Source organism: Janthinobacterium salmonicoloratum, from assembly GCF_051380845.1.
GTDB lineage: Bacteria > Pseudomonadota > Gammaproteobacteria > Burkholderiales > Burkholderiaceae_D > Janthinobacterium > Janthinobacterium lividum_F.
Genome location: NZ_JBNYXV010000004.1, coordinates 324,110 through 350,314, shown reverse-complemented (window position 1 = coordinate 350,314; position 26,205 = coordinate 324,110). Strand labels below are relative to the sequence as shown.

The window sequence follows — 26,205 nt, the reverse complement described above, 5'->3', positions numbered from 1 at the left end:
GAAAAGAGCTTGATTTTTCCCTCCGGCGACTATGCCGGCGACCTTGTAGCGAGGCACGAAAAAAACAATGACGGCACGCCTGGAACTCCTCGATATCAGCAAGCGCTATCCGGCCGTGGTGGCCAATGACGGCATCTGTCTCACCGTCGCGCCCGGGCAGATCCATGCCGTGCTCGGCGAAAACGGCGCTGGCAAATCGACCTTGATGAAAATTATCTACGGCGCCGTGCAGCCCGATGGCGGTCGCATCCTGTGGAATGGCCGCGAAGTGGAAATCGTCAACCCGTCGGCCGCGCGCGCGCTGGGCATCGCCATGGTGTTCCAGCATTTTTCCCTGTTCGACACCTTGACGGTCACGGAAAACATCGCCCTCGGTTTGCCCGCCGGCACCAACATGGCGGAGCTGGCGCAGCGCATCGAAGCGACGGCGCGTCAGTACGGCCTGGACCTGGAGCCGCAGCGCCACGTGCACACGCTTTCCGTTGGCGAATGCCAGCGCGTGGAAATCGTGCGCGCCTTGCTGGCCAAGCCGCAACTGTTGATCCTCGATGAGCCGACGTCCGTGCTGACGCCGGGAGCCGTGGAAAAACTGTTTACCACCTTGCGCCAGCTGGCGGCCGAAGGCTGCAGCATCCTGTATATCAGCCATAAGCTCGACGAGATCCGCGCCCTGTGCCACACGTGCACGGTGGTGCGCGCCGGCAAGAACGCGGGCGTGTGCGACCCCTCGCAAGAATCGGCGGCCAGCCTGTCGCGCATGATGATCGGTGCCGAGCCGCCCGCCGTCACGCGCGTGGCGCGCACGCCCGGCGCGACCATGCTGAGCGTGCGGCAGCTGGATTTGCCGAAGAGCCATCCGTTCGCCACGCAGTTGACGGACATCAATTTCGACGTGCGCGCGGGCGAGATCGTCGGCATCGCGGGCGTGTCCGGCAATGGCCAGCAGGAATTGCTCGCTGCCCTGTCGGGCGAGGACATGCGCGCAGCCCCTGCCAGTATCGTCCTGAACGGCACGCCAGCGGGACGCTTGCCGCCGGGACGCCGACGCGCCCTGGGCTTCGGCTTCGTGCCGGAGGAAAGGCTGGGGCGGGGCGCCGTGCCCGACATGCCGCTGGCCGACAACGTTTTGCTCAGCTTGCAGACACCAGCCACCATCCGCCACGGCTTCGTACGCCACAAGGTCATCGCGCAGCGGGCGGCCGCCATCATTGCCCGCTTTCAGGTGAAGGCGGGCGGGCCGCAAGCGCTGGCGCGCAGCCTGTCGGGTGGCAACTTGCAGAAATACATCGTTGGCCGCGAAGTCATGCGCGAACCCACCGTGCTGGTGGTGGCGCAGCCGACCTGGGGCGTCGACGTGGGCGCGGCCGCGCAAATCCGCGCCGAATTGCTGGCGCTGCGCGACGCGGGCTGCGCGCTGCTGGTCGTGTCGGAGGAACTCGATGAATTGTTCGACATCAGCGACCGCTTGCTGGTGATGTCGAAGGGAAAGATTTCACCGTCCCTGGACATGGCCGAGGCCAGCGTAGATCTCGTTGGGCAATGGATGAGCGGGCTGTGGCCGCAGGAGGCTGTCCATGGCTAAGTTTGCCTTGCGCCTGGAAGCCCGTCCCGCGCCATCGCTGCTGATGTCGTGGCTGTCGCCCGTGCTGGCCGTGCTGCTTACCGTGCTGTGCGGCGCGCTGTTGTTTATTGCGCTGGGACACGATCCGCTGGCGGGCCTGGCCGTCTTCTTCGTCGAACCCTTGCGCGACGCGCACGGCTGGTCCGAGCTGGGCCTCAAGGTGGCGCCTTTGCTCTTGATCGCCGTGGGCCTGGCCATCTGCTTTCGCGCCAACATCTATAACATCGGCGCGGAAGGGCAGCTGACCCTGGGCGCCATCTGCGGCGGCGCGGCGGCCCTGTACCTCGATGACGGTGTCGGCGGCGCGGCCATCATCGGCGCGTCCCTGCTGGCCGGCATGGCGGGCGGCATGGCGTGGGCGGGGCTGGTGGCCTGGCTGCGCGACCGCTACAACGCCAGCGAAATCCTTGTCTCGCTGATGCTGGTCTACATCGCCCAATTGCTGCTCAGCTATCTCGTGTACGGCGTGCTGCGCGACCCGGAAGGATTCAATTTTCCGCAATCGAAACTGCTGTCGGACGGTTTGCTGTTGCCGATGGTGATCAGCGATACGCGCTTGCACGTGGGCATCGTGTTCGCTCTGCTGGCCTCGCTGGGCGGCTGGCTGTATTTGTCGCGCAGCATTTCGGGTTTTCGCCTGCGCGTGGGGGGCATGGCGCCGGCCGCCGCCCGTTACGCGGGCTTTTCCTCGCGCAAGACCTTGTGGTCATCGTTGCTGATCTGCGGCGCCCTGTCCGGGCTGGCCGGCGCCTGCGAAGTACTGGGGCCGATGGGGCAGTTGACGCCCACGGTCTCGCCCGGCTACGGCTTTGCCGCCATCATCGTCGCCTTCGTCGGGCGCTTGCATCCCGTGGGCGTGATTTTTTCCAGCTTCGTCATGGCCCTGTTTTATATCGGCGGCGAACTGGCGCAGTCGCGCCTCGGCCTGCCCAGCGCGATTACGGGCGTGTTCCAGGGCATCTTGCTGTTCGCCTTGCTCGCTTGCGACGTGCTGATCCAATACAAACTGCGCTGGAGGAAACATGGATAACCTGCTTCTCACCATTGCGCCGCTGATCGCCGCCAGCATCAATGCGGGTACGCCGCTGATGCTCGCCGCGCTCGGTTTATTGGTGAATGAAAAGGCGGGCGTGGTCAACCTGGGCGCGGAAGGCATGATGCTGGTCTCGGCCATCACGGGCTTTGCCGTAGCCGTCAACACGGGCAGCCCCACCCTGGGCTTTCTGGCCGGGGCGGGCGCCAGCATGGTGCTGTCCGGTTTCTTTGCCTGGCTGACAGTGTGGCTGGGTACGAACCAGTATGCGACGGGACTGGCCTTGTCGCTGTTCGGTGCGGGCGCGTCCACGTATATCGGCCTGAAGTATGTGGGCAACAGCTTGCAGAACGGCAGGTTCGGCATCCCTTTTCTGGAAGACATTCCCGTGCTGGGACCGGCCCTGTTCCGCCAGCATGCTATGGTGTATCTGTCCTTGCTGCTGTGCCTAGCCATCGCCTGGTTTTTGTACCGCACGCGGGCAGGATTGGTGCTGCGCGCCGTGGGCGAGTCGCCAGCATCTGCGCATGCGCTCGGTTACCCCGTGCGCCGCATCCGCCTGGCAGCCGTGCTGTTCGGCGGCGCCTGTTGCGGCCTGGCTGGCGCGTTTCTATCGCTGGTGTACACGCCGCTGTGGGTCGAGGGAATGGTGGCGGGACGGGGCTGGATCGCGCTGGCGCTGACGACCTTTGCCACCTGGCGCCCCGCGCGCGTGGTGGGCGGCGCCTACCTGTTCGGCGGCATCACGATCCTGACCTTCCACGCGCAGGCGCTGGGCGTGCCCATCGCCTCGCAACTGCTGTCCATGCTGCCGTATGTGGCGGCCATCGTCGTGCTGGTGCTCATTTCCAGCAATGCCAATTACATCAAGCTCAACATGCCCGCTTCGCTGGGGAAAAATTTCAATCCCGGAAATTAATCACTCACCACAAGGAAAACCATGTCCAAGAAACTATTGTGCGCCGCCGTTTGCAGTGCTGTTTTGATGCCTGTCATGGCCGCGGCGCCCGCTGCTGCCCCATTGAATGTCGGCTTCGTGTATATCAGCCCCATCGGCGATGCGGGCTGGACCACCCAGCATGACCAGGCGCGCAAGGAAATGGAAAAGGCGCTGGGCAACAAGATCACCACCAAGTATGTGGAAAACGTGCCGGAAAGCGCCGATGCGGAGCGGGTGATCCGCGACCTGGCGCAAACGGGCAGCAAGCTGGTCATCACTACTTCGTTCGGCTACATGAATCCCACCTTGAAAGTGGCGAAGCAATTTCCTAATGTCAAGTTCATTCATTTGACGGGCTACAAGACGGCCGTCAACGTGGCCAACACGAACGCCCGTTTTTACGAGGGCCGCTACCTGGCCGGCGTATTGGCAGGCAAGATGAGCAAGACCCATGTGGCCGGCTATGTGGCGGCGTTTCCCATCCCGGAAGTGTTGCAGGGAGTTAACGCCTTCACGCGCGGCATGCGCAGCGTCGACCCCAAGGCCGAAGTGAAAGTGGTGTGGGTGAATAGCTGGTTCGACCCGGGCAAGGAACGCGACGCGGCCATCACCCTGATCGGCCAGGGTGCCGACGTGGTCACCCACCACACGGACTCGACCGCGGTGGTGCAGGCGGCGGAAGAGAAGGGCAAGTATGCGATTGCCTACCACTCGGACATGAAAAAGTACGGACCTAAGGCGCAGCTGGCCGCCGTCACCCACCATTGGGGCGAGTACTACACGAAGCAGGCGCAAGCCGTGCTCGACGGTACGTGGAAGTCCAGCAGCACCTGGGGCGGCATCAAGGATGGCATGGTCAAGCTGGAAGGCATCAACGCTGCCGTGCCCGCCGATGTGAAACAGTTTGTATTGGCGCGTGAGAAAGACTTGGTCGCTGGCAAGCTCAATCCTTTCAGCGCGCCGATCAAGGATAACGACGGCAAGGTGCGCCTGGACAAAGGCGTGCTGGACGATGCAGCGCTGACGAAGATGGATTATTTTGTCGAAGGCGTGGCAGGGAAAGTTTCCGGAAAGTAATAGGTTTGAGTTTGAACTTGCTGTAATATTGCCGGAAACGGGAGCAGGGCCGGGACGCAGTGCGCCTTCCCGGCCCATCCACACAGCAGAGCCTGAACAGGCCCGTACCGGAGATTGACCCATGGACAGACTGGAAGTATTCAAAATTATCGCGCTGCAAGCGAGCAAGGGCGAGCTGACGTTCCCCGCCAACGTCAAGGCCACCTTGAAGCTGCAGGAAGCGCTGGACGACCCCGATTGCCATATCGAAGCGGCCGCCCGCATGGTCATGGCCGAGCCGCTGCTGTCGGCCAGGGTCGTGGCATTGGCCAACTCGGCCGCCTACAACCGTTCCGGCAATGAAATCGCCAATGTGCGCGCGGCCGTTTCGCGCCTGGGCTTTGCAACCTTGAAATCGATGGTGGCGTCCGTCATCGTGCGCCAGCTGGGCAGCCAGATTACCGACCCGCAATTGCGCGCCAAGGCGGCCAAGCTGTGGGAACACACGGCCCATGTGGCCGCGCTGAGCCAGGTGATCGCCCGGAAAGTCACGCACGTGGACGTGGAAACGGCCATGTTCGCCGCCATCGTGCACGAAGTGGGCGGCTTTTATCTGCTGTCGCGCGCCGAGGAGTATCCAGGCTTGCTGGACGACAATACGGAAGACTGGATCGAATACGGCGAAAAGCTGATCGGCCGCGGCGTGCTGCGCCAGCTGCAAGTGCCGGACATGGTCTTGCAGGCAGTGGAAGGCATGTGGCACGGCGGCAGCCCGTTCCCGCCCCGCACCTTGGGCGCGACCCTGGTGCTGGCCAACGACCTGTCGCCCGTCGGCTCGCCCCTGCATCCGCCGGAAAGCGCCGCGCGGCGCCAGGCGGCAGCGAAGATCGACTTCGGCATCGGCGGCAGCACCCTGCACACCATCCTCGAGGAATCGGCCGAAGAGATCGAATCGCTGGCGGCGGCTCTGCTGGTGTAAATTACTGGGCCATGAAATCCCCGCCCTTGCCGCGGGGATTTTTTTCGTCCGCATTTTGATGCATCTTTCCCCATGGCATACAATCGCCGGCCCGGCTATCCGCCGGACCGCTTTCCTCCTCTTACCCAAAGGATATTATGCAGAAGCTGTTTTCTTCCCTGGCCGTCACGGTGCTCGCTTCCAGCCTGGCGCTGGCGTTTTCCGCGCACGCCGCCACGCCTGCCGCGCACGCCTTGCCCATCGTGCAGGAAGCCCCGCTGCGCGCCCACCTGGCCTTCCTGTCCAACGATTTACTGGAAGGCCGGGGCACGGGCCAGCGCGGCGCCGACCTGACGGTGGCCTATTTGGAAACCCAGGCGCAGATGGCCGGACTGCGACCTGTGCGTGGCAACAGCTACCGCCAAAGCGTGCAAATCGCCGGCGTGAAGTCCTTGCCACAAGACAGCAGCCTGCAAGCCGTGGCGGGCGGCAAGGCCGTGCCGCTGGCCTTTGGTCCTGACTGGGTCTGGGCCACGGGCGACTCCGTTGCCGCCCACACCTTGGACGCGCCGCTCGTCTTCGTCGGCTACGGCATCACGGCGCCGGAAGAGGGCTGGGACGATTTCAAGGGCGCCGATGTCAAAAACAAGATCGTCGTCATGATGGTCAACGATCCGCAGCCGACTGTTGCCGAGCCGAACCACTTTGCCGGCAAGGCGCTGACCTATTACGGCCGCTGGACCTACAAATTCGAGGAAGCCAAGCGCCAGGGCGCGGCTGGCGTGTTGCTGATCCACACGAAACCGTCCGCCTCGTATGACTGGAGCGTGGTGCAAAACAGCTGGAGCGGCAGCGAGCGCTTTCAATTGGCCGACCGCACTGCCGGCACGCCGCTGCAGGGCTGGATTGCGGAAGACGCGGCGCGCCGTTTGTTTGCGGCCGGTGGCCAGGATCTGGACGCCTTGCGCGCGCAAGCGGAAAGCAAGGACTTCAAGGCCGTCGCCTTGAATGCCAAGCTGTCGGGCGAGATGAAGTCCGCCGTGCGCAAGGTAGAGCAGTTCAATATCGCCGGCATGGTGCCGGGCACCGATCCGACATTGAAGGATGAAGCCGTCATCTACAGCGGCCACTGGGACCACCTGGGCAAGCAAGGCGAGGGTGACGAAAAAGCGGGAGATACGATCTACAACGGCGCCGTCGACAACGCTTCCGGCACGGCCGGCTTGCTGGCCATGGCGCAGGAAGCCGTGAAAAAGCCGGCGAAGCGCACGCAGATTTTCCTGTGGGTAGCGGCCGAGGAACAAGGCTTGCTGGGCAGCGCCGCCTATGCGGCCTATCCGCTGTGGCCGCTGGACAAGACGGCCGCCGCGCTGAACCTGGACAGCCTGAACTTTGTCGGCGCCACGCACGACATCGGCGCGCAGGGCAGCGAGCGCACGGAGCTGGGGGCCATGGCGGCCACGGTGGCCAAAGCCATGGGCATGCACATCGCGCAAGCGCGTCCCGACCTGGCCGGCGGCTATTTCCGCAGCGACCATTTCAGCTTTGCCAAGGCGGGCGTGCCCGCGTTCTCCATCAATGGCGGACGCGAGTACATCAAGGATGTGGCCGCGTCGAAAGCCAAGGCGGCTGCCTACGGCCCCCGCTACCATCAGGTGACCGATGAGTACGACGCCAGCTGGGATTTGTCCGGCATGACGCAGCAGGCGCAATTTACCCTGAACCTGGGGCAAGCCGTGGCGAACGCAGCCAAGATGCCGGCCTGGAAGGCGGGCGATGCGTTTGGCAAGGCGCGCGAGCAGGCTGCCAAATAAGCCAGGCTGGCCAGGTCGCCGCTTAGCTGGCGACCTGGATGACGACCTTGCCGAAGGCACCGCGCGACAAGTGTTCATAGGCTTGCACGGCTTCCTCGAACGCATACACATGCTCGATCACGGGCTTGATGTTGTGCTTGTCCAGGAACGGGTTCATGCGGTCGAACGAGGTGCGCGGCGCCACGGCGATGCCGCGTATCGTTGTCTGGCGGAAGATCAGCGGCATCAGCTTGAGCGCCGTGGTCTGTCCCGTCAGGAAACCGACCTGCGCGATCACGCCGGCCGCCTTGGTGGCGGCAACGGACTGGTTCAAGCCATCGCCGCCTGCCACGTCGATGGTGATGTCGACGCCTTTGCCATCCGTCAATTCCAGCACTTTCTGTTCCCATTGCGGATACGTCCGGTAGTTGATGCCGTCCGTGACGCCCAGCGCCTTGATACTGGCCAGGTTGGCGTCGCTGCTGGAGGTGGCGATGACGCGCGCGCCGTGCGCCAGGGCGATCTGCGCGGCAAAGATCGACACGCCGCCCGTGCCTTGCACCAGCACCGTCTGGCCAGGCTGCAAGTTGCCCACATCCATCAGCGCATACCAGGCGGTGAGGGCGGCGATGGGCAGGGTAGCCGCCTCGGCATCGCTCATCATTTCTGGCGCCCGCACGGCGCTGTCTTCATGGATGATCATGAATTCGGCCAAGCCACCGGGCAACGGCGAGCCGAAGCAATAGTCAGGTTCATTGGAACCTGGCGGGCCGTCGATCCAGCGCGAATACAGGTGCGAATTGACGCGCTCGCCCACCTTGAAACGGCTCACGCCGGCACCCACGGCAACCACCACGCCGGCGGCGTCGGAGACGGGAATCAGGGGCTTGGGCACCATGTGCGGCTCGTAAATGCCATCGACAATCGCCTTGTCGCGGAAATTGAGCGAGACGGCGCCCACCTTCACCAGCAGCTCGCCCGCCTGCGGCACGGGCGTCGGCACCTCTGCCATGTGCAAATTGTTCAAGCCGAAATCCTTTAACAGCCATGCTTTCATGTTCTTCTCCAGTGAGCGATGCCGGGCAAGTGCCAGGCGGTGCAACGATGAAAACAGTGTAATTGCATCCGCTGGCGAGAGTTAGTGGGTAAGAAGATGGTCACTACATCCTGAAATTCCAGAATGGCTATACTGCACACAATTGCATTCAACACTTTTGGATTGGCGGAGACATGGAAGATCGTTTTGCAGGCATACGCGAGTTTGTCGCGGCCGTCGACAGCGGTAGTTTCACGGCGGCGGCGCTGGTGCTGGGCGTGACCGGCTCGGCGGTCGGCAAGAGCATTTCGCGGCTGGAGGCGCGCCTGGGCGTGCAGCTGCTGCACCGCACGACGCGCCGCATCGACCTGACTACGGAGGGGGAGGTGTACCTGGTCAGTTGCCGGCGCGTCCTGGAAGAGCTGGAGCAGTCCGAAGCGTACCTGGCCACCGGCCACCAGCAACCCTTCGGACGCCTGCGCATCGACTTGCCGACCACCTTTGGCCGGCGCCACATCCTGCCAGCCCTGCTGGCGTTGGGCGAGCTCCATCCCCGGCTGGATTTGTCGGTTTCCCTGCGCGACAGGGCGGTGGACATGGTGGGTGAAGGCATCGATATCGCGGTGCGTATTGGTGCCTTGGGCAACCATGCGGATCTGGTGGCCCGCTGCCTGGGCGAACAGCACCTGGTGATCTGCGCGTCGCCCGCCTATCTGCAGCGGCGCGGCACACCCTTGACGCGCGCCGACCTGGCCAGCCACGATTGCCTGGCCGGCTGGCGCCGTGGCAGCCGGTCGGCATGGCTGTTAAGAAATGAACAGGGAGAAACCGCACTGCAGGAAATCCATGCGCGGCATGAATTGGCCGATGGCGACGCCTTGCTGCAGGCTTGCGTGAGCGGCAGTGGCCTGGCCCAGTTGCCGACCTGGCTGGCGGGCGAAGCCTTGCGCACCGGCGCGTTGCTGTCCGTCTTGCCCGACATTGCCGGCGCCGCCATGCCCATCCACGTGCTGTGGCAGAAAACCTGGCATATGCCACCCAAGGTCAGGGTCACGGTCGATGAACTGCTGCGCCTGGCCGCGGCTGACAGCGCCGTCTTCGCGGCCGCCGCTTAGTTCAAGCTAGTTCAGGCTACACGCTCCAGCCGCCGCTGCGTGTGGCGATACTTGCTCCACACCAGCAGCAGCAACAGCGGCATGGCGCCGCCCACCATGCACAGCGCGGGCCAGCCGCCAGCGGCGAAGCTGGCGCTGGCGAGGGCCGAGCCTGCCGACGCGCCGATGAAGCCGCCCGCGATGAACACGGTGGTGACCCTTGCCCGGGCATGCGGCGCCAGTTTATAAATGATGGATTGGTGCGTCACTTGCAAGCCCATCACGCCCATGTCCAGCAGGACGATGCCGATCAGCAGCAGCACCAGCGAATGGGCGCCAAAACCGATCAGGGCCCAGCCCGCGATCGAGGCGACGGCCAGCAGCCAGGTGGCCTGGCGCGCGTAGCCGCGGTCGGCCATGCGGCCCGCCGTGTTGGCGGCAAAGGCGCCCGTGGCGCCGGCCAGGCCGAATAGGCCGATCTGCATTTCCGAGTAGTGATACGGTGCGCCGCTGAGCAAGAAGGTCAGGCCCGTCCAGAACACACTGAAGGTGCCCAGGCCCAGGCCCGAGAACAGGGCGCGCTGGCGCAGCAAGGGTTCCTGGCGGATGATGTCGGCCAGCGACGCCATCAGCTTGCCGTATTGCAGCTTGCCACGCGGCGCTTCATTCGGCAGGATGCGGCGCAGCATGACGAGCAGGGCCGCCACGACGATGGCGGCCAGCACGTAGACAGTGCGCCAGCCGCCGCTGATCTGCGACACCGTGCCGGACACGGTACGTGCCAGCAGAATTCCCAACAACAAGCCCGTCATGACGGTGCCCACCATGCGTCCCCGGCTGTGATCGGGTGCATACGAAGCCACCATGGCCGTGACGACCATCAAGGCGCTGGCCGTGATGCCCATCAAGACACTGGCGATGGCAAAGACGATGATGTTCTGGCTGGTGGCGGCCAGCAGCAGGGCGCCGATCTTGGCGATCAGCATCCACGTCAGCAACTGGCGGCGGTTCAGCACGTCACTGAGGGGCACCAGGAACACGATGCCCAGCACATAGCCGATTTGCGTGGCCGTGACCAGGTAACCCGCTTGCGGCACGCTCACGCCAAACGAGGCGGCCAGCATGGACGTGAGCGGCTGCACGTAGTACAGGCTGGCGACGAGCACGCCGGCAGACAGGGCGAACAACAGGATGCGGGTCGACGTCAGCAGGGCGCTGGCGTCGATATGAGATGGTGCAGATTTCATGCGATACAACTTTCTTGGAATGACGCTTTTGGATGAGCATGATAGCGGGGCTGCGCATTTCCTGCCGGGCAAGGTCAATTTTGACCTTGCCCGGCATGCTGATCAGCAATCATTCAAAGGCCATACGGCCACCACTCAGCTGTCGCGCAGCACGGTGCGAAAGCCGATATGCACGGCGCCCAGGTCCGCTTCCTGCGCTTCGCGGGCCGAGGCGCGGTAGCGCACGCAAAAGTCGGGCGAGCACAGGAAGGAGCCGCCCTTGATGACCATGGGCTGGTTGGGCTGCAGCGGCACTGTGCGCCGTGCTGCCGCTGCCACGGCGGCCGTGTCGCCATTCGCGTGCGCCTGGTGCGCGCCGCTGTAGGCGTCGCGCGTCCATTCCCAGGCATTGCCGATCATGTCATACAAGGCAAAGGCGTTGGCCTGATAGCAGCCGACGGGCGCCAGGCCCGCGTGATGGTCTTGCTGTGTATTGAGCAGCGGAAAGGCGCCTTGCCAGTAATTGGCCGTGGGTTGGCGCTGGCTGTCGACGGGCGCCTTGTCCAGCTCGGCGTCGCTGCGGCCCGCCTTGGCCGCGTATTCCCATTCCGCTTCAGTGGGCAGGTCGCGCCCGAGCCAGCGCGCATAGGCCAGCGCATCGGCTTGCGTCACCATGGTGACGGGCGTGTTGCCTGCCGGCGCGCCAGATGCCGGACCGGTGGGATGGCGCCAGTCGGCGCCCTTCACATACGTCCACCATGCGTAGGGCCGCCGGGCCAGTTCTTCCTGCGTGGGCTGGTGGAAGACGACGGCGCCGCCTTCCTGCTCTGCCTGCGTAACGTAAGCGGTGGCCTGCACGAAGGCGGCGAACTGGGCGTTGCTCACTTCCGTCTGGTCCATCCAGAAGCCGGCCACTGCCTGCGACGCGCTGGCCGGGCGCTCATCGGCGTAGCCTTGCCGGCTGCCGAGGGTAAAGTTGCCCGATGGTATCCAGGCCATGCCCGCCTGTTTCTGGCGGCCCCAGCCTGCAGGCAAGCCCGTGCCGGCCGCGCACAGCGCTTCGCTGCCCAGCGCCGCGGGCACGGGCCGAGCGGCGGCCTGAGCGGCAGGCAGCCGGTCGCAGCCGGTCAGTGGCAGGCTGGCCAGCAGCATGGCAGCCAGGCAGACGGCACGCAGCCTCATGGGCGGCCCGCCGCGGCGGCCTTGCCATCCTTGGGTTCGGTGGGGAACTTGATGCCATAGAAGCCGCCCGGACGCAGCGGTTCGACGCCGCCCACTTGCTGCATATAGGTCTTCCATTGCGCCACCAGTTGCGCCGTCAGTGCCGCATGCTGGCCCGCCACGTCATGGTTTTCACCGCGGTCCGTGTGCAGGTCGAACAGTTGCCAGGCGCCGGAGACGGGGCCTTGCGGCGGTTCCGCCCAGACGGCTTTCCAGCGGCCATCGGCGCTGAACAAATAGGCGCGGCCATACGACTCGTCGCCGAACGGCGCCGTGTGCACGGGACCGGCGTGGCGTTCCTGCAGCAGCGGCAGCAGCGACTTGCCCGTGATGGGGTAGACATGGCGCGCGCCATACACGACCTTGCCCAGGTTGCGGTCGCGTCCCGTCTTCGCATCGATGTCGGCCGGCGCCGGCTGCGAGGGTGCGGTGATGCCGGCCAGGTCGAGGAAGGTGGCCGTGTTGTCGGTAACGAAGGTAAACGCGTGCAGCGGCGTGGCGCCCTGCTGCTGGCCCGGCAGGCGCACGATCAGCGGCGTCGAAACCCCGCCTTCGTGGAAATTGCCCTTGACGTTGCGAAACGGCGCCGCGCTCACCTCGGCCCAGCGCAAGCCGTATTGCAGGCGCTGCGCGCTGGCCTTGCCATTGTCGCGGCCCAGTTGCGCATAGGCTTCGGGCTGGGCGTTGGCCTCGTCGGTGAGTTTCGGATCGTCGCCGCCATTGATGGGCCAGCCTTCGGCACCGTTATCGGACTGGAACATGATGAAGGTATTCTCGTACTCGCCGATATCCTTCAAATGCTGGATCAGCAGGCCGATGTTGTGGTCGAGGTTATCCACCATGCCCGCGTAGATTTCCATGTAGCGCGCCTGGGCTTTCTTCTCTAGCGGCGTCAGGCTGCTCCAGCGTTTGTTGACATTGCCGGGGCCATGGTCGACATAGCCCAGTTCCGCGCCATGGTTGGCGTTCACGTAGCGCGCCTGTGGCGTGTCGTTGTTGGCGCTGGCCGGCGTGCGCGTGGGCAGGTCGGGCACGCCGCCGAACGGCGTGAAGTCGGCGGGGATGATGCCCAGCGCCTTCATGCGCGCGATGCGCGCGGCGCGCACCACCTCGTAGCCCTGGTCATAGCGGCCCTTGTACTTGCTCAGATAGGGTTCCGGCACTTGCAATGGCCAGTGTGGCGAGGTGTAGGCGGCGTAGGCAAAGAAGGGCTTGCCATCGCCGCGCCGGGAATCGATGTAGCTGATCAGCTTTTGTGTATAGAAATCGGTGGAGTAAAACGCTTCCGGGCTGCCGCCCTGCGTGCTGGGCTCGCCGGGGCGCACATAGCGGCCATCTTCCGTGTAGTTGCGCGAATCGGCCGGCTCGTGGCCGAAGTGATTGCGCGCTGCGCCAGGCAACAGGGCGTAGCTGCGCTCGAAACCCCACTGGTCGGGTGTCTTGCCCTGGTCGGCGGCGCCGCCGGCGATACTGGAACCCAGGTGCCATTTGCCGGCCATGTAGGTATGGTAGCCGCCATCCTTGAGCAACTGCGCCAGCGACAGGGCGCTGTCGTTCAGGTAGCCTTCGTAGCCGGGCAAGCCGCGTCGCTCGTCGCGCGGCGCGCCCATCGTGCCTTCGCCCACCAGGTGGTGGTCGGTGCCGGAAATGAGCATCGAGCGCGTGATGGCGCAGACGGTGCCCGTATGGTGGTTGGTCAGCAGGCGCCCGCCGCGCGCCAGGGCGTCGAGGTTGGGCGTCTCGATCTCGCCGCCAAAGGCGCCGATGTCGGAATAGCCGAGGTCATCGGCCATGATGTAGAGGATGTTCGGCCTTTTCGCCACCGGCGCGGCGGGCGTGGCGAGAATGGTGGTGGGCGTCACGTCCAGCGCGCCATACGCGCTGAACGTGGCGGCCAGGCTGCTCAGGGCCAGGATGGCGCCGATCTTGCGGCCGTGGCGGCGGGGGAGAGGGGGAGTGGTCATCTCAGTTTTCCTTGATTAAAGATCGATGCGGGCGTTCAGCGAAATGGTGCGCGGCGCACCGGGCTGCAGGGCGTTCGAGCCGGTGGAATTCCAGTAGGCGCGGTTGGCCAGGTTGCTGATTTCCAGGCGGTAACTGACGGCGTTTTCGCCCAGGCGGCTGCGATAGGCGCCGCCCGCGCTGGCCAGGGTGACGGCCGGCACGCTCCAGGCATTGGCGCTGTTGGCTGACTGCGCGCCCACATAGCTGGCGTTGGCATGCAGCGACAGGCCGGGCACGGCGCGCACCTTGGCGATTACACCCAGCGCCGCCTGGAAGCGCGGCGTGCTTTCGATGCGGTTGCCGACGATGGCGGGACTGGTGGCCTGGTAGGTGGCGTCGAGCCAGGTGGCGCCGGCCGTCGCTTCGAAGTCGCGCGTGAGGTCAGCGCGACCGTTGAGCTCCAGCCCCTGGTAGCGCAGTTCGCCGCCCTGCACGTAAATGCCTTGGCTGTTGCTGCTGTAGTCGGCGTATGCGGCGCCGCGCTTGATGCGGAACAAGGCGGCGCTGGCGCCCCATTTCGCGTGATCGGCCTTCAGACCGAATTCCACCTGCCGGCTTTTCAGCGGGGACAGCACGGTATTCGCATTCGCGTAGACATTCGATACGGTGCCGCCGTCTTCCAGCGCTTCCACGTAATTGCCGTACACGGTCAGCGTGTTCGTAGGCTGGTACAGCAGGGCCACGGTGGGCGTCAGGGGTTTCTTGTGATAGTTGCTGGTGCGCGCGCCGCTGGCGGCGAAGTTGTTGTTCTCGTAGTCCATGTAGCGCAAGCCCGCCAGCAGCGACCAGTGCGGCGCGAATGCCACCGTGTCGCTGAGGAAGACCGATTTCTGCGTGTAGTCGGAAATGGTGTAGAAGGCCCGGCGGTTGACGTTCGAGGTATCGACCAGCACGGGTGGCGCCTGGTACAGATTGCCCGTGGTCTTGCCGCTGAAAATGCTCAGCGACGGCGTCACGTTGAGCGTGCGGTCCAGCGTCTGATAATTGAAGCCGGCGGCGATCTTGTGCACGATGGCGCCTGTGTGGAAGGTGCCTTCGAGCATGCCTTGCAGTGAGTCATACGTCAGCGTCGGTGCGTAGAACGGGTTCAGGCGGTTGCTGTAGCCGCCCGATTGGCTCGTCAGGTACAGCGTTTCATAGGAACTGTCGATGCGCTTTTCCGTATGGCCATAGCTGACATTGGCTTGCCAGTCGCTATTGATCTTCCACGCCAGCGCCGTGCTGGCCAGCCACATGGTCGAGTCATAATAGGTGCTGGCATAGGCGCCCAGGTCGCGCTTGCCGCTGACGGGAGCGGGCAGGGCGCTGCGCACGGGAAACACGGCCAGCGACATGGTCGGCACGCCGCCTTGCAAGTCGCGCTCCTGGTACAGCAGCTGTGCGCTCCAGGTCAGGCCGGGCTGCAGGCGCGCATCGACGGCCAGCGCGCCCGCCTTGCGGCGCAGATAGGCGCCGTTGTATGTTTCGCCCTGTTCGTGCGACAGGTTGACGCGGTAGCCATAGCGGCCATCCTCGCCCGCGCGGCCGCCCGCATCGATATGCTGGCTGAACACGCCGCTGTCCGTGTAGCCGATGTCGGCGCTGAACAGGGCCTGCTCGACAGGCTTTTTCGAAGCGTAATTGATGATGCCGCCCGGCGCGCTGAAGCCGTACAAAAACCCCGTGGCGCCTTTCAGCAGCTGCACCGATTCGAACATTTCCAGCGGCAGTTCGACGCCATACATCTGGAAGGGCTGGCCATCGATCTTGTAGCCGTTGGTGAAATCGAGGGTCAGGCCGCGCACGCTGACGGCGTAGGCGCTTTGCGTGAAGGTGCCGCCTTTCGACGCCACCGAGGCGTCGCCGGCAAACAGCGTGCCCAGGCTCTTGATCTGCCGGTCCTCGATCTGCGCGCTGCTGACCTGGGCTGTGGAAAACGGCGTTTCCAGGTCCGAGCGCGCACCGAGGGCACCCGCTGCCAGCCGTTCCGCCGGGGCGCGGTCGCCGTTCACGGTGATGACGGCGACTGGGCCAGCCGCGGCTGCAGCGGCGGCCGATTCCGCCGCCGCGTCTGCCGTATCGCCTGCCGCCTGCGCCTGCAGGCCCGCACCCAGCATCAGGGTGGTGAAGAGGCTCAGTGTCCGGTAGCCTTGCGCTGCCTGTCGTTGCTTCATTGCGTCTGCTTTCATGAAAAGGGCTGTCAGGTCATGCGGACAGGCGTGTCGCGGCCTGGCCGGCGTGGCCATGGAAAATGGAGAGGGTGATGCTGCGTGGTGCCCGGTGCGGGTAGCAGGGGCGGAGATTCAGTGCGCCGCCAGGGCGCGCCATGGCGGTCCAGCCGTGGTAACGGCTGTTTCAACGAGAAACATCATAGAGGCCGCCTTATGCCGATGGAACGACTGATTTCGTATAAGGTAAGCCGCTAAATGTTGCAGGCAAAAAAAATCCCGGCGATCGTTGCCGATGGCCGGGAAAAGGGTATAGGGGGATATACCGAGGGAGAAAACCTTGCAGTTACTGTTGCTGCGCCAGCTCCGCATGCACCTGCGCCGTGATTTCATACGAGCGCAGACGGTGCTGGTGCTCAAAGATCTGCGAGGTGATCATCAGCTCGTCTGCGCCCGTCTCGGCGATGAAGGCGGCCATCTTGGCCTTGATGGTCTCCGGCGCGCCGATGGCCGTGCAGGACAGGACGGAATCGAGCATGGCGCGTTCCTGCGGCCCCAGCTGTTCCAGATAGCCGGGCACGGGCGGCTGCAAGCGCGACGGGCGGCCCGTGCGCAAGTTGACGAACGCTTGTTGCATCGACGTGGCGCGCAGGTGCGCCTCCGCATCCGTGTCGGCGGCAAACACATTGAAGCCCAGCATCACGTACGGTTTGGCCAGCTGCTTTGATGGCTTGAAATGTTCGAGGTAATAGGCCACGGCTTGCATCATCATTTGCGGCGCGAAGTGCGAGGCAAACGCATACGGCAAGCCCAAGTGGGCGGCCAGCTGGGCGCCGAACAGGCTCGACCCCAGTATCCACACGGGCACTTTCGCGCCTTTGCCGGGCACGGCCAGCACGCGCTGGCGCGGCTCGTCGGACATATAGTCGATCAATTCCAGCACGTCTTGCGGAAACTGTTCCGCGTCGGACTGCAGGTCGCGGCGCAGGGCGCGCGCCGTCGTCTGGTCGGAGCCGGGCGCGCGGCCCAGGCCCAGGTCGATGCGGCCCGGATGCAGCGCTTCCAGGGTGCCGAACTGTTCCGCAATGACCAGCGGCGAGTGGTTCGGCAGCATCACGCCGCCGGCGCCCACGCGGATGGTTTTCGTGCCGGCCGCCACATGGGCGATGACGACGGCCGTGGCGGCGCTGGCGATGCCGGGCATGCCGTGGTGTTCGGCCAGCCAGTAGCGCTGGTAGCCCCAGCGTTCGCCGTGCTGCGCCAGGTCGAGCGTGTTCTTGAACGACTGGCTGGCGTCGCTGCCTTCGGCGATGGGGGCCAGGTCGAGTATGGAAAATGGAATCATGGTAGCGATATCGGGACGTGGTGGAAAATCACAATGGACGATTTGTCTATCCCCTGACGCTGGCAGGGTCACCCATGACAGCATGGCGGGGAAGACAGGCTGTGCACATGATAATGCGAATCGGGAATTTGCGTACTGATCGGTAAAAAACTCATGCCGATTGGAAATCGGTGCGCCCTTCAGCTTGCAGGTGCCGGAAACGGCCAGCTACGCGTTGGCCACCTACCCTGAATCGCTGATCATCGGCATGGGGAACGGCAGCAAACGGGGGGCGTCATCACGCATGGCGACGTGCAGCTCGTAAACCCCGCCAAATGGACCCGTTCGCCGTTCGAACTGGACCGTACCAGCAAACCTGGAAAACTGCTGCGACGGGGCACGGAAGACGATAAGGGACCGATTGCCACGTGGCCGTGTTGCAGCAGCAGGTGACGGCTGCCTTCGACGGCTGGAAGGCGCGCCGTCAGCTTTGGCCCGGCCATGCCGCACACCGTGTACACGGGGCATTCCGAACATGAGTTCATCACGGAAAAGCAGCTGCTGCTGAACTTGCAGATGTACACAGCCGTGCTGATCGAACTGGCGAAATAGCCGCTTGCAAAAATAGACGGAAGTCATAGACTGCAAGCCTGGGACGAGTCCGGGCGTTGAACTTTTTCTGCGCATGCTGGTCTTATGTTTCCATGTAGGAAGGGAGCAGCTATGCATGAGCAACAGGATACCCGGCTGGCGCCAGGCAGGGCAGGTGGAGTGGCGCCACGCTTGAACCCGGACGAGGGGCCGTCATGAACTGGCCGCTGGAACGGGAGGTGGGGCACAAGCTGGCGCAGATGCGGGGCTGGCTGGAACAGGAGCGGGCCGGCGCCGTGCGCCTGCGCGGCGTGGACTGGTTTGCGTGGGCCACGGCGGGCGCGTCGAACAGCCATTGCCATACGGCCGAGTGCGGCTGCGCGGAAGTGCTGGTGACGCGCGACGCCGCCTACATCCTGACGGACGAAGCTGAAGCCATGCGCATGCGCGAAGAAGAAGTGCGCGGGCCATGGACATGGCAAGTGTCGCCCTGGATGCAGCCGCAGCTGTATGAATTGCGCGAGCATTTCGTGCAGCATGTGGCCGGCGGCGCGCCGGTCCTGTCCGACCGGCCAGGCTTGCACGAACGCAGCTTGCCCGTGGCCCTGCGCGAAGAGCGGCTGGTGCTGCTGGAATCGGAGCAGCAGCGTTACCGGCAGGTGGGGCAGCTGGCTGCTGGCGCGGCCGCGGATGCATTGCGCCTTGCGCGCCCCGACTGGAGCGAGCTGGAGCTGGCCGCCGCGTGCGTGCGCGCGCTGTGGCTGCGGGGCTTGCAGGCTGTGCATGTGCTGGTCAGCGGCGAGGAGCGCCAACAGCGTTATCGGCGCGCGCCGCCGGCGCAGGTGGTGCTGGGCGCGCAAGCCGTACTGGCCCTGTGCGCGCGGCGTTTTGGCCTGTGCGCCAGCCTCAGTCGTCAACGGCGCTTCAACCCGGCGCAGCATCGCGCCGATGGCACGGCGGTGGTGATGGACGATGCCGATGCGGCCATGCTGGCGCTGGAAGCGGTGGCGCTCGACGCTTGCGAAACGGGCCATGCGCTGAGCATGGTGTATCACGCGCTCGACAGCGCCTACGCGTATGCAGGCCAGCCCGATTCCGTGCGCACCAGCCGGCAGGGCGGCATACATGGCTACCTGGCGCCCGAAGTGGCAGCCGGCGCGCACACGGAAATCATCCTCAAGCGGGGCATGGCGCTGGCTTTCCACCCCAGCCTGCCTGGCAGCACGGTGGAAGACACGTTTCTGCTCGACGGCAACCAATTGCACAACCTGACGCACGACCCGGCCTGGCCCTCGGCCGTGGTGCAGGGACGCACTCGGCCGTTGACACTGGCGATGGATTGAGCCTGGCCGTCTGCTAGCGCGAGCCGCCGTACCGCCTGCGGCTTTGCAGGGATGTTCGGCGGCCGTCATTGCCGATTGAGCCAGATCAAGCGTCTAATTGCCGTGCTTGGTATAAACGATGCTGGCAAGCACCATTTTGTACGTCCGCACGTTTCCTCACTGTTAAATCGGGAGAAAAAATGTCATCTGGCCCTACCGCAAAACTGATCGATGAGTTGGTGCTGGCCGTCGTCGGCACTGCGCACGATGCCCGTGCGCGCCATGTCCTGGCCCAGGCCTTGCATGGCCTGGTGCGGCTGGCGCGCTCGGAACAGTTGCTGGACATGCAGCGCGATGCGGCACGCGCCATGGGGGCAGGCAGCCGGCGCGAAACGCGCGCCCTGATGCGGCGCCTGGGCAAGCCCAGCGCGCGCAGCCAGGGGCAATTGCGGCTGGAATTGCAAGATAGCGTAGCGGACCGCGCCTGACGGGCGCGAGTCATCCCCCGTTCAGGCCTCGGGCAGCGGCGCGCCCTTGTCCAGGGCAGCGGCGACCATTTTCGGCCAGAGGAAATACAACGGCAGGCAGACCGCCGCTGCGGCCGTGATATCGACCACCCAGTCGCTGACGGCGCCATGACGGTAAGGCAGGAAACTCTGGATGAATTCGTCCAGCGCGCCCATGGCCGCCACCATCAGCATCGACAGCAGCGCGCGGCGCGCCATGCCGCCGCCCGTGCCGCTGAACAGGATCAGGGCCAGCACGCCATAGCCGAGGGAATGCAGCACGCCGCCCGACGCATATTGGCCCACGTCCGCGCGCACGCCGGGAATGTCGCCGATCAAAATCACCAGGGCATACAACAGCAGCGCGGTGCGGTAGCGCAGGCGTTCGTAGCGGTCGGCAAAACAGAGTTCGGGCAAGGGTGCAGGCATGAGGCGTCAGGACAGATGGAAAGATCGTCACAATATCATGGGCATGGCGGGCCGCCGTGTTTTTGCGCAGGAGCTTGCCGTGCAGGCAAAAAAAAGGCCCGCGGGGACGCGGGCCAAAAACCCAAATGAAATGGGTCAAGAGTTGAGAGTTGCTCGGTACTCACCATGTCGCGCTCCTTGCCGGCGCCCGCCACGGTCATGAAAGGGGAGTGGTGTGCCATCGCGGCACACCTGTCTGTAGTCAGGCATATCGGTTGCCTGTACAGCAGATGAAGCAAGTATAGGGGGCGAACATGACGGGCTGATGACACGCCGCAACATTTTTTTGCGACAGGCAGAATGCCTGGAAAGATTATGCATCATGGCAAGAATGGCCATGTTTCAGCAGTGACAGCAAAAAAAAAGCCCGCTGGTGAAAGCGGGCTTAAAACTATTTTCTTGGAGGAGAATAGTGGAGACAGGTGCATTATGCTGCGTCGCACGATATGTGTCTAATGGTCTTTTCAGATAACCATTATCGTTTTTTGATATAACTGTCTGATCCTGCCTTCACTCCTTCACGGCCACCGTGTAGTTGAGCGCCATGCGTCCGCCATCGACATAGATGGTCTGGCCCGTCATGTAGGTGGCGTCGTCGCTGGCCAGGAAGGCGGCGATGCCGGCCACTTCTTCCGGTTCGCCGCAGCGGCCCAGCGGCGTGCGCGACAAGATCGTGTGGCGCGCCTCCGGGCTCGACAGCACCGCCTGCTTGGCCAGTTCCGTCAGGATGGTGCCCGGGCCGATGCCGTTCACGCGCACGCCGTGCGATGCCAGGTTCAAGGCCATGACCTTGGTCAGCTGGTTGATGGCGCCTTTCGACACCACGTACGGCACCTGGTTCGGAATGGCCAGCTCCGCATTCACACTGGACATGTTGATGATGCAGCCGCTGTTGCGCTTGACCATCTCGCGCGCCACGGCCTGGCCGCACAGGAACATCGATTTCAGGTTGATGCGCATGACCCTGTCGAAATCGTCTTCGCACACGTCGAGGAAATCGGCCGCATGCGTGACGCCCGCATTGTTGACGAGGATATCGATGTGGCCGAACTGCGCCAGGGTTTCCTTCAGCATGGCATCGACATCCGCCTTCTGGCTGACGTCGGCGCAAAAGAAGCGCGCCTGCGGGCCGAGGGCGGCGGCCGCCTGCGCGCCTTCTTCCTTGATGTCGACCAGCATCACTTGCGCCCCTTCGGCGATCAGGCGGGTGGCGCAAGCCAGGCCGATGCCTTGCGTGGCGCCCGTGACGATGGCGATTTTATTGTTCAGTTTCATGTGGGTTCCTCGGCGGGGTGTGGGGGCCGCTCTGCCCAAGCCACAGGCTTGCGCGGCAATGGGCAGATTTTAATCCCTGGGCAGGAATCAGAGGAGGATGGGTTCGTTCGGCAACTGGTTGCCGCGCGTGCCATCGGCGGGGAAGTGGCTTTGCAGCAAGGTATTCAGCTGCTGTAAGGCATCGAGCGTGCTGTCGTGATAATTGCCATCCTTGAACCCTTTCGTCATGGTCCGGCACACTGCTTGCCACTGTTCCGGCGTCACGCGCCGGCCCACGTGGCGGTCGGCGACGATATCGACCTGGTGCTCGGCCAGGTTGATATAGATCAGCACGCCAACGTTGTCTTCCGTATCCCACACACCATACTGAGCGAACAGTTCGCGCGCCCGCTCGCGGTTGCTCACGCCCTGGTAAGCCATGCCCGGGGTCAGGGCCGCTTCGACGATCAGGCGCACTTCCGCCTGGTGCATCACTTCACCGTCGGCGATGGCCGTTTCGATGGCTTTCAGGGTGCGTTCGGGAAAGGCATTGCGCGCCGTCGCGGGCGTGCCCCGTAAATGTTTCAGGGCGCGTCCGCAGCGTTGTCCGAATGTCAGTTGTTTCGTCATTACCAATCTCCCGAGGCGCCGCCGCCGTCAAAACCTCCGCCGCCGCCACCGAAACCTCCGCCGCCACCGCCACCGCCAAAACCACCACCGCCGCCGAAGCCGCCGCCGCCGCGGTTGTTCAGCGCCTGGCTGAGGATGCTGCCCAGCACGACACCGGTGGCGCCGCTGGACCAGTTGCTGCCGCGCTGCAGCCGGGTAGGCCCGCCGCGCGAGCGGAACAGGGTCAGCACGACGAGGAAGCCGAAGAACAGCAGCGGCAGCCAGAAGGTCAGGCCGCCCGCTTCCACGGTGGCCGGCGCTTTCTGCTGTGCAGGTGCGGGGAATTGCTCCTGGTTCAGCAGGGTGGAGATGGCGCCCACGCCAGCTACCAGGCCGCCGTAATAGTCATTTTGCTTGAAATGGGGGGCGATGACGTCTTGCAGGATGCGTTTCGATTGCGCATCCGTCAGCACGCCCTGCACGCCACGGCCCGCTTCGATGCGCAGGCGGCGCAGGGACGAAGGGTTGTCCTTTGCCACCATCAGCAGCACGCCGTCATCGACGCCCTTGCGCCCCAGCTTCCAGGCATCCGTCACGCGGATGCTGTATTGCTCGATGGCTTCCGGTTCCGTGCTCTTGACCAGCAGCACGGCGATCTGGCTGCCCGTCTTGGCTTCGTAATCGGCCAGCACGCCTTCCAGCGCCGCTTTTTGCTTGGCGTCCAGCATGCCGGCGTCATCCGTCACGCGCGCCGCCAGTGGCGGCACGGGCAGCAAGCCCTGCGCGCCGGCCGGTGGCATCGTCCACAGCAGCAGCGCCGTCGCCAGCGCCGCCAGAGAAGACCAGGCTTTCATCTTATTTGCCAAAGTTGACGGTTGGCGCGGTCGAGATGGCTTTTTCATTTTCCACCGTGAACGATGGCTTGACCTTGTAGCCGAAGACCATGGCCGTCAGGTTGTTCGGGAAGCTGCGCGCATGCACGTTGTAATCCTGCACGGCGACGATGTAACGCTGGCGCGCCACGGTGATGCGGTTTTCCGTGCCTTCCAGCTGCGACTGCAAGTCGCGGAAACTCGTATCGGCCTTCAAGTCAGGGTATTTCTCGGACACCACCATCAGACGCGACAGGGCCGACGACAGCTGCCCCTGTACTTGCTGGAATTTTTCGAAGGCGGCCGGGTCGTTCAGCACTTCGGGCGTGATCTGGAAACTGGTGGCGGCGGCACGCGCCTTGGTCACCGCTTCCAGGGTTTCGCGCTCATGCGTGGCGTAGCCCTTGACGGTGTTCACCAGGTTAGGGATCAGGTCGGCACGGCGCTGGTACTGGTTGACCACTTCGCCCCAGGCGGCCTTGGTGGCTTCGTCCTTTGTCTGGAAGTCGTTGTAGCCGCAGCCTGTCAGGACGCCGGCCAGGACGGTGACGCTCAGCGTCAGGCGCAGCCATTTGGTGAATTGATTGGTGATTTGCATGATGGGTTCCGTGCAGAGTAAGGGAGGTGAGGCAAATATACCTGAAACGGCCCGCGATGTCGGTTTAATAAGCGCTGGCCGCCGCTCCTGACTGCCTTGAGACGCCGTGGCAAGCCTGCGCCGCGTTACAATACGGGGTTTGCAACTGAATATAGAGAAGGTGTGCCGTGAATTTCATCAATAAATTATCCGCCGCGTGGACGGCCAATAATTCCCTGCTGTGCGTGGGCCTGGACCCGGACCTGGCGAAATTGCCGGCCGAACTGCGCGATCTGCCTGATGGAATCACCACCTTTTGCACGCGCATCATCGATGCCACGGCCGATCTGGCTTGCGCCTTCAAGCCGCAGATCGCCTATTTCGGCGCGCTGGGCGCGGAAAAGCAGCTGGAAGACATCTGCCGCTACGTGCGCGAGAACTACCCGCACATCCCGCTGATCCTCGACGCGAAACGAGGCGACATCGGCGCGACGGCCACGCAATACGCGCGCGAAGCGTTCGAGCGCTACGGCGCCGACGCCGTCACCGTGAATCCGTATATGGGCGAGGATTCGCTCGATCCCTACCTGGCGTGGCAAGACCGCGGCGTGATCATCCTGTGCCGCACTTCGAACCCGGGCGGCTCGGACCTGCAATTCCTCGACACGGACGGCGTGCCCCTGTACCAGCGCGTGGCGCGCCTGGTGGCCGAGAAGTGGAACAAGAATGGCCAGTGCGCGCTCGTCGTCGGGGCCACCTTCCCTGAAGAACTGGCGCAAGTGCGCGCCATCGTCGGCGACATGCCGCTGCTGGTGCCCGGCATCGGCGCCCAGGGCGGAGACATCGCCGCCACGGTCGGCGCGGGCCAGACGGCGAACGGCATGGGCATGATGATCAGCTCTTCACGCGCCATCATCTACGCCACGCCGCAAGCTGGCGAAGATTTCGCCGACGCAGCGCGCCGCGTGGCGATCGAGACGCGCGATGCGATCAATCAACATAGAGCTGTTTAAGTCTCAGCCATGAAAAATGCCGGGCTAGCCCGGCATTTTTCATTTAGTCGCGCTGCGGCGCGACGATCTCCGCGTAATCGTAGAGCTCGCCCAGAATTTCCTCTCCCCGCTCATCCACGGACTCCGACAGCACGTCGATCTCCGTAAACAACATTTCGATGGTGCGGGCGCCACCGTCGCCATCGAACAGGCGGGCGGCGCGGTGTTGTTCCCAGCGCAGGCTTTCCGCTTCGCTCAGGGTGTGCGGGAAATTGCGGGCGCGGTAGCGGAACAGCAATTCCTGCAGGCGTTCGTCGGAAAACGAGGGGCGGGCCGTGGCCAGCTTGGCCGGCGTATCGCGGCGCAGCGATTCGAGCAGGCGGCGGTCGTCGTTGCTGACGAAGCCGTTGTATAAATCTTCATCCACGTCCAGGGCGACATTCGCGCCCGGGCGCTGGAAGACTTCTGCCCAGATCGCATCCATGTTCGGCGCCGTGGCGGCCAGCTGCGCGTTGACCTTCGCCGCATCCAGATCGATGCCCCAATGCGCGGCCATGGCCGGCGACAGGGTTTTTAGATTGCCGACCAGCATGGGCGACTTGTTCAGATGCACGCTTTTCACGGGCAGGCGCGTCATGCCTTCCGGCATGGCCTCCTTGCGCGTGAACAAACGCGTGCGGATGGTGTCCGCGTCCAGGCTGAACAGTTCGCGTGGATCGTAGGCGCAATCCCAGACGAGGATTTCATTCTTGTTGCTCGGGTGCGTGGCCAGCGGCCAGACGACGCCCAGGCAGCCCCGTTCAGCGGGGAACATGCCCGACACGTGCAGGAAGGGCTGGCGCTCGCTGGCGGCCAGGTGCATGCCCATCTCGCTGGCGACCCGGTCCTTCTTGTGCAGCGCCAGGCAGAATTCGAACAGTTTTGGCTGTTTCTGCTTGATCAGGCGCGCCAGGGCGATGGTGGCGCGCACGTCGGACAGCGCATCGTGCGCCGCTTCGTGGACCAGGCCATTGGCCTTGCTCAAGTGTTCCAGTTTGAAGCTGGTCTGGCCATCGTCGCGCTTTGGCCATTCGATGCCTTCCGGGCGCAGCGCGTGCGTCATGCGCACCACGTCGAGGATGTCCCAGCGGCCGCAATGGTTCTTCCATTCACGCGCATACGGGTCGATCAGGTTGCGCCAGAACAGGAAACGCGTGACTTCATCGTCGAAACGGATGGTGTTATAGCCCACGCCGATGGTGCCCGGTTCCGAGAAGGCCGCCTCGATGGTGGCGGCGAACTGGTGCTCAGGCACGCCCAGCTGCAGACATTGCTGCGGCGTGATGCCCGTGATCAGGCACGATTGCGGGTCGGGCAGGAAATCATTGGCAGGCTGGCAATACAGCATGATCGGCTCGCCGATCTCGTTGAGGTCGGTATCCGTGCGGATGGCGGCGAACTGGGCCGGGCGGTCGCGGCGCGGCTGGGCGCCAAAGGTTTCGTAGTCGTGCCAAAGAAAGGTCTGCTTAGTCATTGATGGTCGTTACTTGATTGGTTGTCCGGGCCGGTAAAAGCGCCACTG

The 26,205-nt window shown here is 64.2% G+C and carries 22 protein-coding genes; 10 read left to right on the top strand and 12 right to left on the bottom strand.

The genetic code is table 11. The features are described 5' to 3' along the window. Positions 1-67 precede the first annotated feature (67 nt). The 6 genes from ACQ4WY_RS21240 to ACQ4WY_RS21215 all read left to right on the top strand — a co-directional run bounded on the left by ACQ4WY_RS21240 (position 68) and on the right by ACQ4WY_RS21215 (position 7,422). Positions 68-1,582, top strand: coding sequence for an ABC transporter ATP-binding protein (locus ACQ4WY_RS21240; RefSeq protein ID WP_436505770.1), 1,515 nt, complete (start codon positions 68-70; stop codon positions 1,580-1,582). After that, positions 1,575-2,651: an ABC transporter permease gene (locus ACQ4WY_RS21235; RefSeq protein WP_436505769.1), complete on the top strand. Its 1,077-nt coding sequence runs from the start codon at positions 1,575-1,577 to the stop codon at positions 2,649-2,651. The genes ACQ4WY_RS21240 and ACQ4WY_RS21235 overlap by 8 nt, the downstream gene beginning before the upstream one ends. Next, positions 2,644-3,573, top strand: coding sequence for an ABC transporter permease (locus ACQ4WY_RS21230; protein WP_436505768.1), 930 nt, complete (start codon positions 2,644-2,646; stop codon positions 3,571-3,573). Before ACQ4WY_RS21235 ends, ACQ4WY_RS21230 begins: the two co-directional genes overlap by 8 nt. 21 nt (positions 3,574-3,594) lie before the next feature. Continuing rightward, complete coding sequence (locus ACQ4WY_RS21225) at positions 3,595-4,671, top strand: BMP family ABC transporter substrate-binding protein (RefSeq protein WP_353658629.1); 1,077 nt, start codon at positions 3,595-3,597, stop codon at positions 4,669-4,671. A gap of 121 nt (positions 4,672-4,792) precedes the next feature. Next, positions 4,793-5,629, top strand: coding sequence for an HDOD domain-containing protein (locus tag ACQ4WY_RS21220; RefSeq protein ID WP_099379493.1), 837 nt, complete (start codon positions 4,793-4,795; stop codon positions 5,627-5,629). Between the two features lie 137 nt (positions 5,630-5,766). Further along, positions 5,767-7,422 (top strand): M28 family peptidase, encoded by a 1,656-nt coding sequence (locus ACQ4WY_RS21215; protein WP_436505767.1) that lies wholly within the window; start codon positions 5,767-5,769, stop codon positions 7,420-7,422. Positions 7,423-7,444: 22 nt separating this feature from the next. Here ACQ4WY_RS21215 and ACQ4WY_RS21210 read toward each other — a convergent pair whose 3' ends face one another. Then, positions 7,445-8,458: a zinc-dependent alcohol dehydrogenase family protein gene (locus ACQ4WY_RS21210; protein WP_436505766.1), complete on the bottom strand. Its 1,014-nt coding sequence runs from the start codon at positions 8,456-8,458 to the stop codon at positions 7,445-7,447. A gap of 173 nt (positions 8,459-8,631) precedes the next feature. Between ACQ4WY_RS21210 and ACQ4WY_RS21205 the strand changes: the two genes are divergently transcribed. After that, entirely contained in the window at positions 8,632-9,552 is a 921-nt protein-coding gene (locus tag ACQ4WY_RS21205) for a LysR family transcriptional regulator (protein ID WP_436505764.1), read from the top strand. A gap of 11 nt (positions 9,553-9,563) precedes the next feature. Here ACQ4WY_RS21205 and ACQ4WY_RS21200 read toward each other — a convergent pair whose 3' ends face one another. The 5 genes from ACQ4WY_RS21200 to ACQ4WY_RS21180 all read right to left on the bottom strand — a co-directional run bounded on the left by ACQ4WY_RS21200 (position 9,564) and on the right by ACQ4WY_RS21180 (position 17,474). After that, positions 9,564-10,778, bottom strand: coding sequence for an MFS transporter (locus ACQ4WY_RS21200; protein WP_436505763.1), 1,215 nt, complete (start codon positions 10,776-10,778; stop codon positions 9,564-9,566). 135 nt (positions 10,779-10,913) lie between these two features. Beyond that, on the bottom strand, positions 10,914-11,939 hold the full coding sequence (locus tag ACQ4WY_RS21195; RefSeq protein ID WP_436505762.1) for a formylglycine-generating enzyme family protein: 1,026 nt from the start codon (positions 11,937-11,939) through the stop codon (positions 10,914-10,916). Then, positions 11,936-13,942 carry an arylsulfatase gene (locus ACQ4WY_RS21190; RefSeq protein ID WP_436505761.1) on the bottom strand — a complete coding sequence of 669 codons (2,007 nt, stop codon included), beginning with the start codon at positions 13,940-13,942 and terminating at the stop codon, positions 11,936-11,938. Before ACQ4WY_RS21190 ends, ACQ4WY_RS21195 begins: the two co-directional genes overlap by 4 nt. 15 nt (positions 13,943-13,957) lie before the next feature. After that, entirely contained in the window at positions 13,958-16,135 is a 2,178-nt protein-coding gene (locus ACQ4WY_RS21185) for a TonB-dependent siderophore receptor (RefSeq protein WP_436505760.1), read from the bottom strand. A gap of 340 nt (positions 16,136-16,475) precedes the next feature. Then, positions 16,476-17,474, bottom strand: a complete 999-nt coding sequence (locus ACQ4WY_RS21180; RefSeq protein WP_436505759.1) for an LLM class flavin-dependent oxidoreductase — start codon at positions 17,472-17,474, stop codon at positions 16,476-16,478. A 785-nt stretch (positions 17,475-18,259) separates the two neighbouring features. Between ACQ4WY_RS21180 and ACQ4WY_RS21175 the strand changes: the two genes are divergently transcribed. Together ACQ4WY_RS21175 and ACQ4WY_RS21170 are read left to right on the top strand one after the other, a co-directional pair. Continuing rightward, positions 18,260-19,387, top strand: a complete 1,128-nt coding sequence (locus ACQ4WY_RS21175; RefSeq protein ID WP_436505758.1) for a M24 family metallopeptidase — start codon at positions 18,260-18,262, stop codon at positions 19,385-19,387. Positions 19,388-19,566: 179 nt separating this feature from the next. Next, on the top strand, positions 19,567-19,854 hold the full coding sequence (locus ACQ4WY_RS21170) for a hypothetical protein (RefSeq protein ID WP_436505757.1): 288 nt from the start codon (positions 19,567-19,569) through the stop codon (positions 19,852-19,854). Between the two features lie 21 nt (positions 19,855-19,875). Here the strand turns inward: ACQ4WY_RS21170 and ACQ4WY_RS21165 are convergent, their stop codons facing one another. The 5 genes from ACQ4WY_RS21165 to ACQ4WY_RS21145 all read right to left on the bottom strand — a co-directional run bounded on the left by ACQ4WY_RS21165 (position 19,876) and on the right by ACQ4WY_RS21145 (position 23,673). Next, on the bottom strand, positions 19,876-20,301 hold the full coding sequence (locus tag ACQ4WY_RS21165; protein WP_436505756.1) for a VanZ family protein: 426 nt from the start codon (positions 20,299-20,301) through the stop codon (positions 19,876-19,878). Positions 20,302-20,850: 549 nt separating this feature from the next. Next, positions 20,851-21,615, bottom strand: coding sequence for an SDR family NAD(P)-dependent oxidoreductase (locus ACQ4WY_RS21160; protein ID WP_436505755.1), 765 nt, complete (start codon positions 21,613-21,615; stop codon positions 20,851-20,853). An 87-nt stretch (positions 21,616-21,702) separates the two neighbouring features. Then, positions 21,703-22,224, bottom strand: a complete 522-nt coding sequence (locus ACQ4WY_RS21155) for a TPM domain-containing protein (protein WP_436505754.1) — start codon at positions 22,222-22,224, stop codon at positions 21,703-21,705. Continuing rightward, positions 22,224-23,057, bottom strand: coding sequence for a TPM domain-containing protein (locus ACQ4WY_RS21150; protein WP_436505753.1), 834 nt, complete (start codon positions 23,055-23,057; stop codon positions 22,224-22,226). The genes ACQ4WY_RS21155 and ACQ4WY_RS21150 overlap by 1 nt, the downstream gene beginning before the upstream one ends. Before the next feature lies 1 nt (position 23,058). Continuing rightward, positions 23,059-23,673 carry a LemA family protein gene (locus ACQ4WY_RS21145; RefSeq protein ID WP_436505752.1) on the bottom strand — a complete coding sequence of 205 codons (615 nt, stop codon included), beginning with the start codon at positions 23,671-23,673 and terminating at the stop codon, positions 23,059-23,061. 167 nt (positions 23,674-23,840) lie between these two features. On the opposite strand from ACQ4WY_RS21145, the gene pyrF reads away from it, so the two are divergent. After that, positions 23,841-24,665, top strand: coding sequence for an orotidine-5'-phosphate decarboxylase (gene pyrF / locus ACQ4WY_RS21140; protein ID WP_353658617.1), 825 nt, complete (start codon positions 23,841-23,843; stop codon positions 24,663-24,665). Between the two features lie 43 nt (positions 24,666-24,708). Here pyrF and sbcB read toward each other — a convergent pair whose 3' ends face one another. Next, entirely contained in the window at positions 24,709-26,157 is a 1,449-nt protein-coding gene (gene sbcB, locus ACQ4WY_RS21135; protein WP_436505751.1) for an exodeoxyribonuclease I, read from the bottom strand. Positions 26,158-26,205 lie beyond the last annotated feature (48 nt).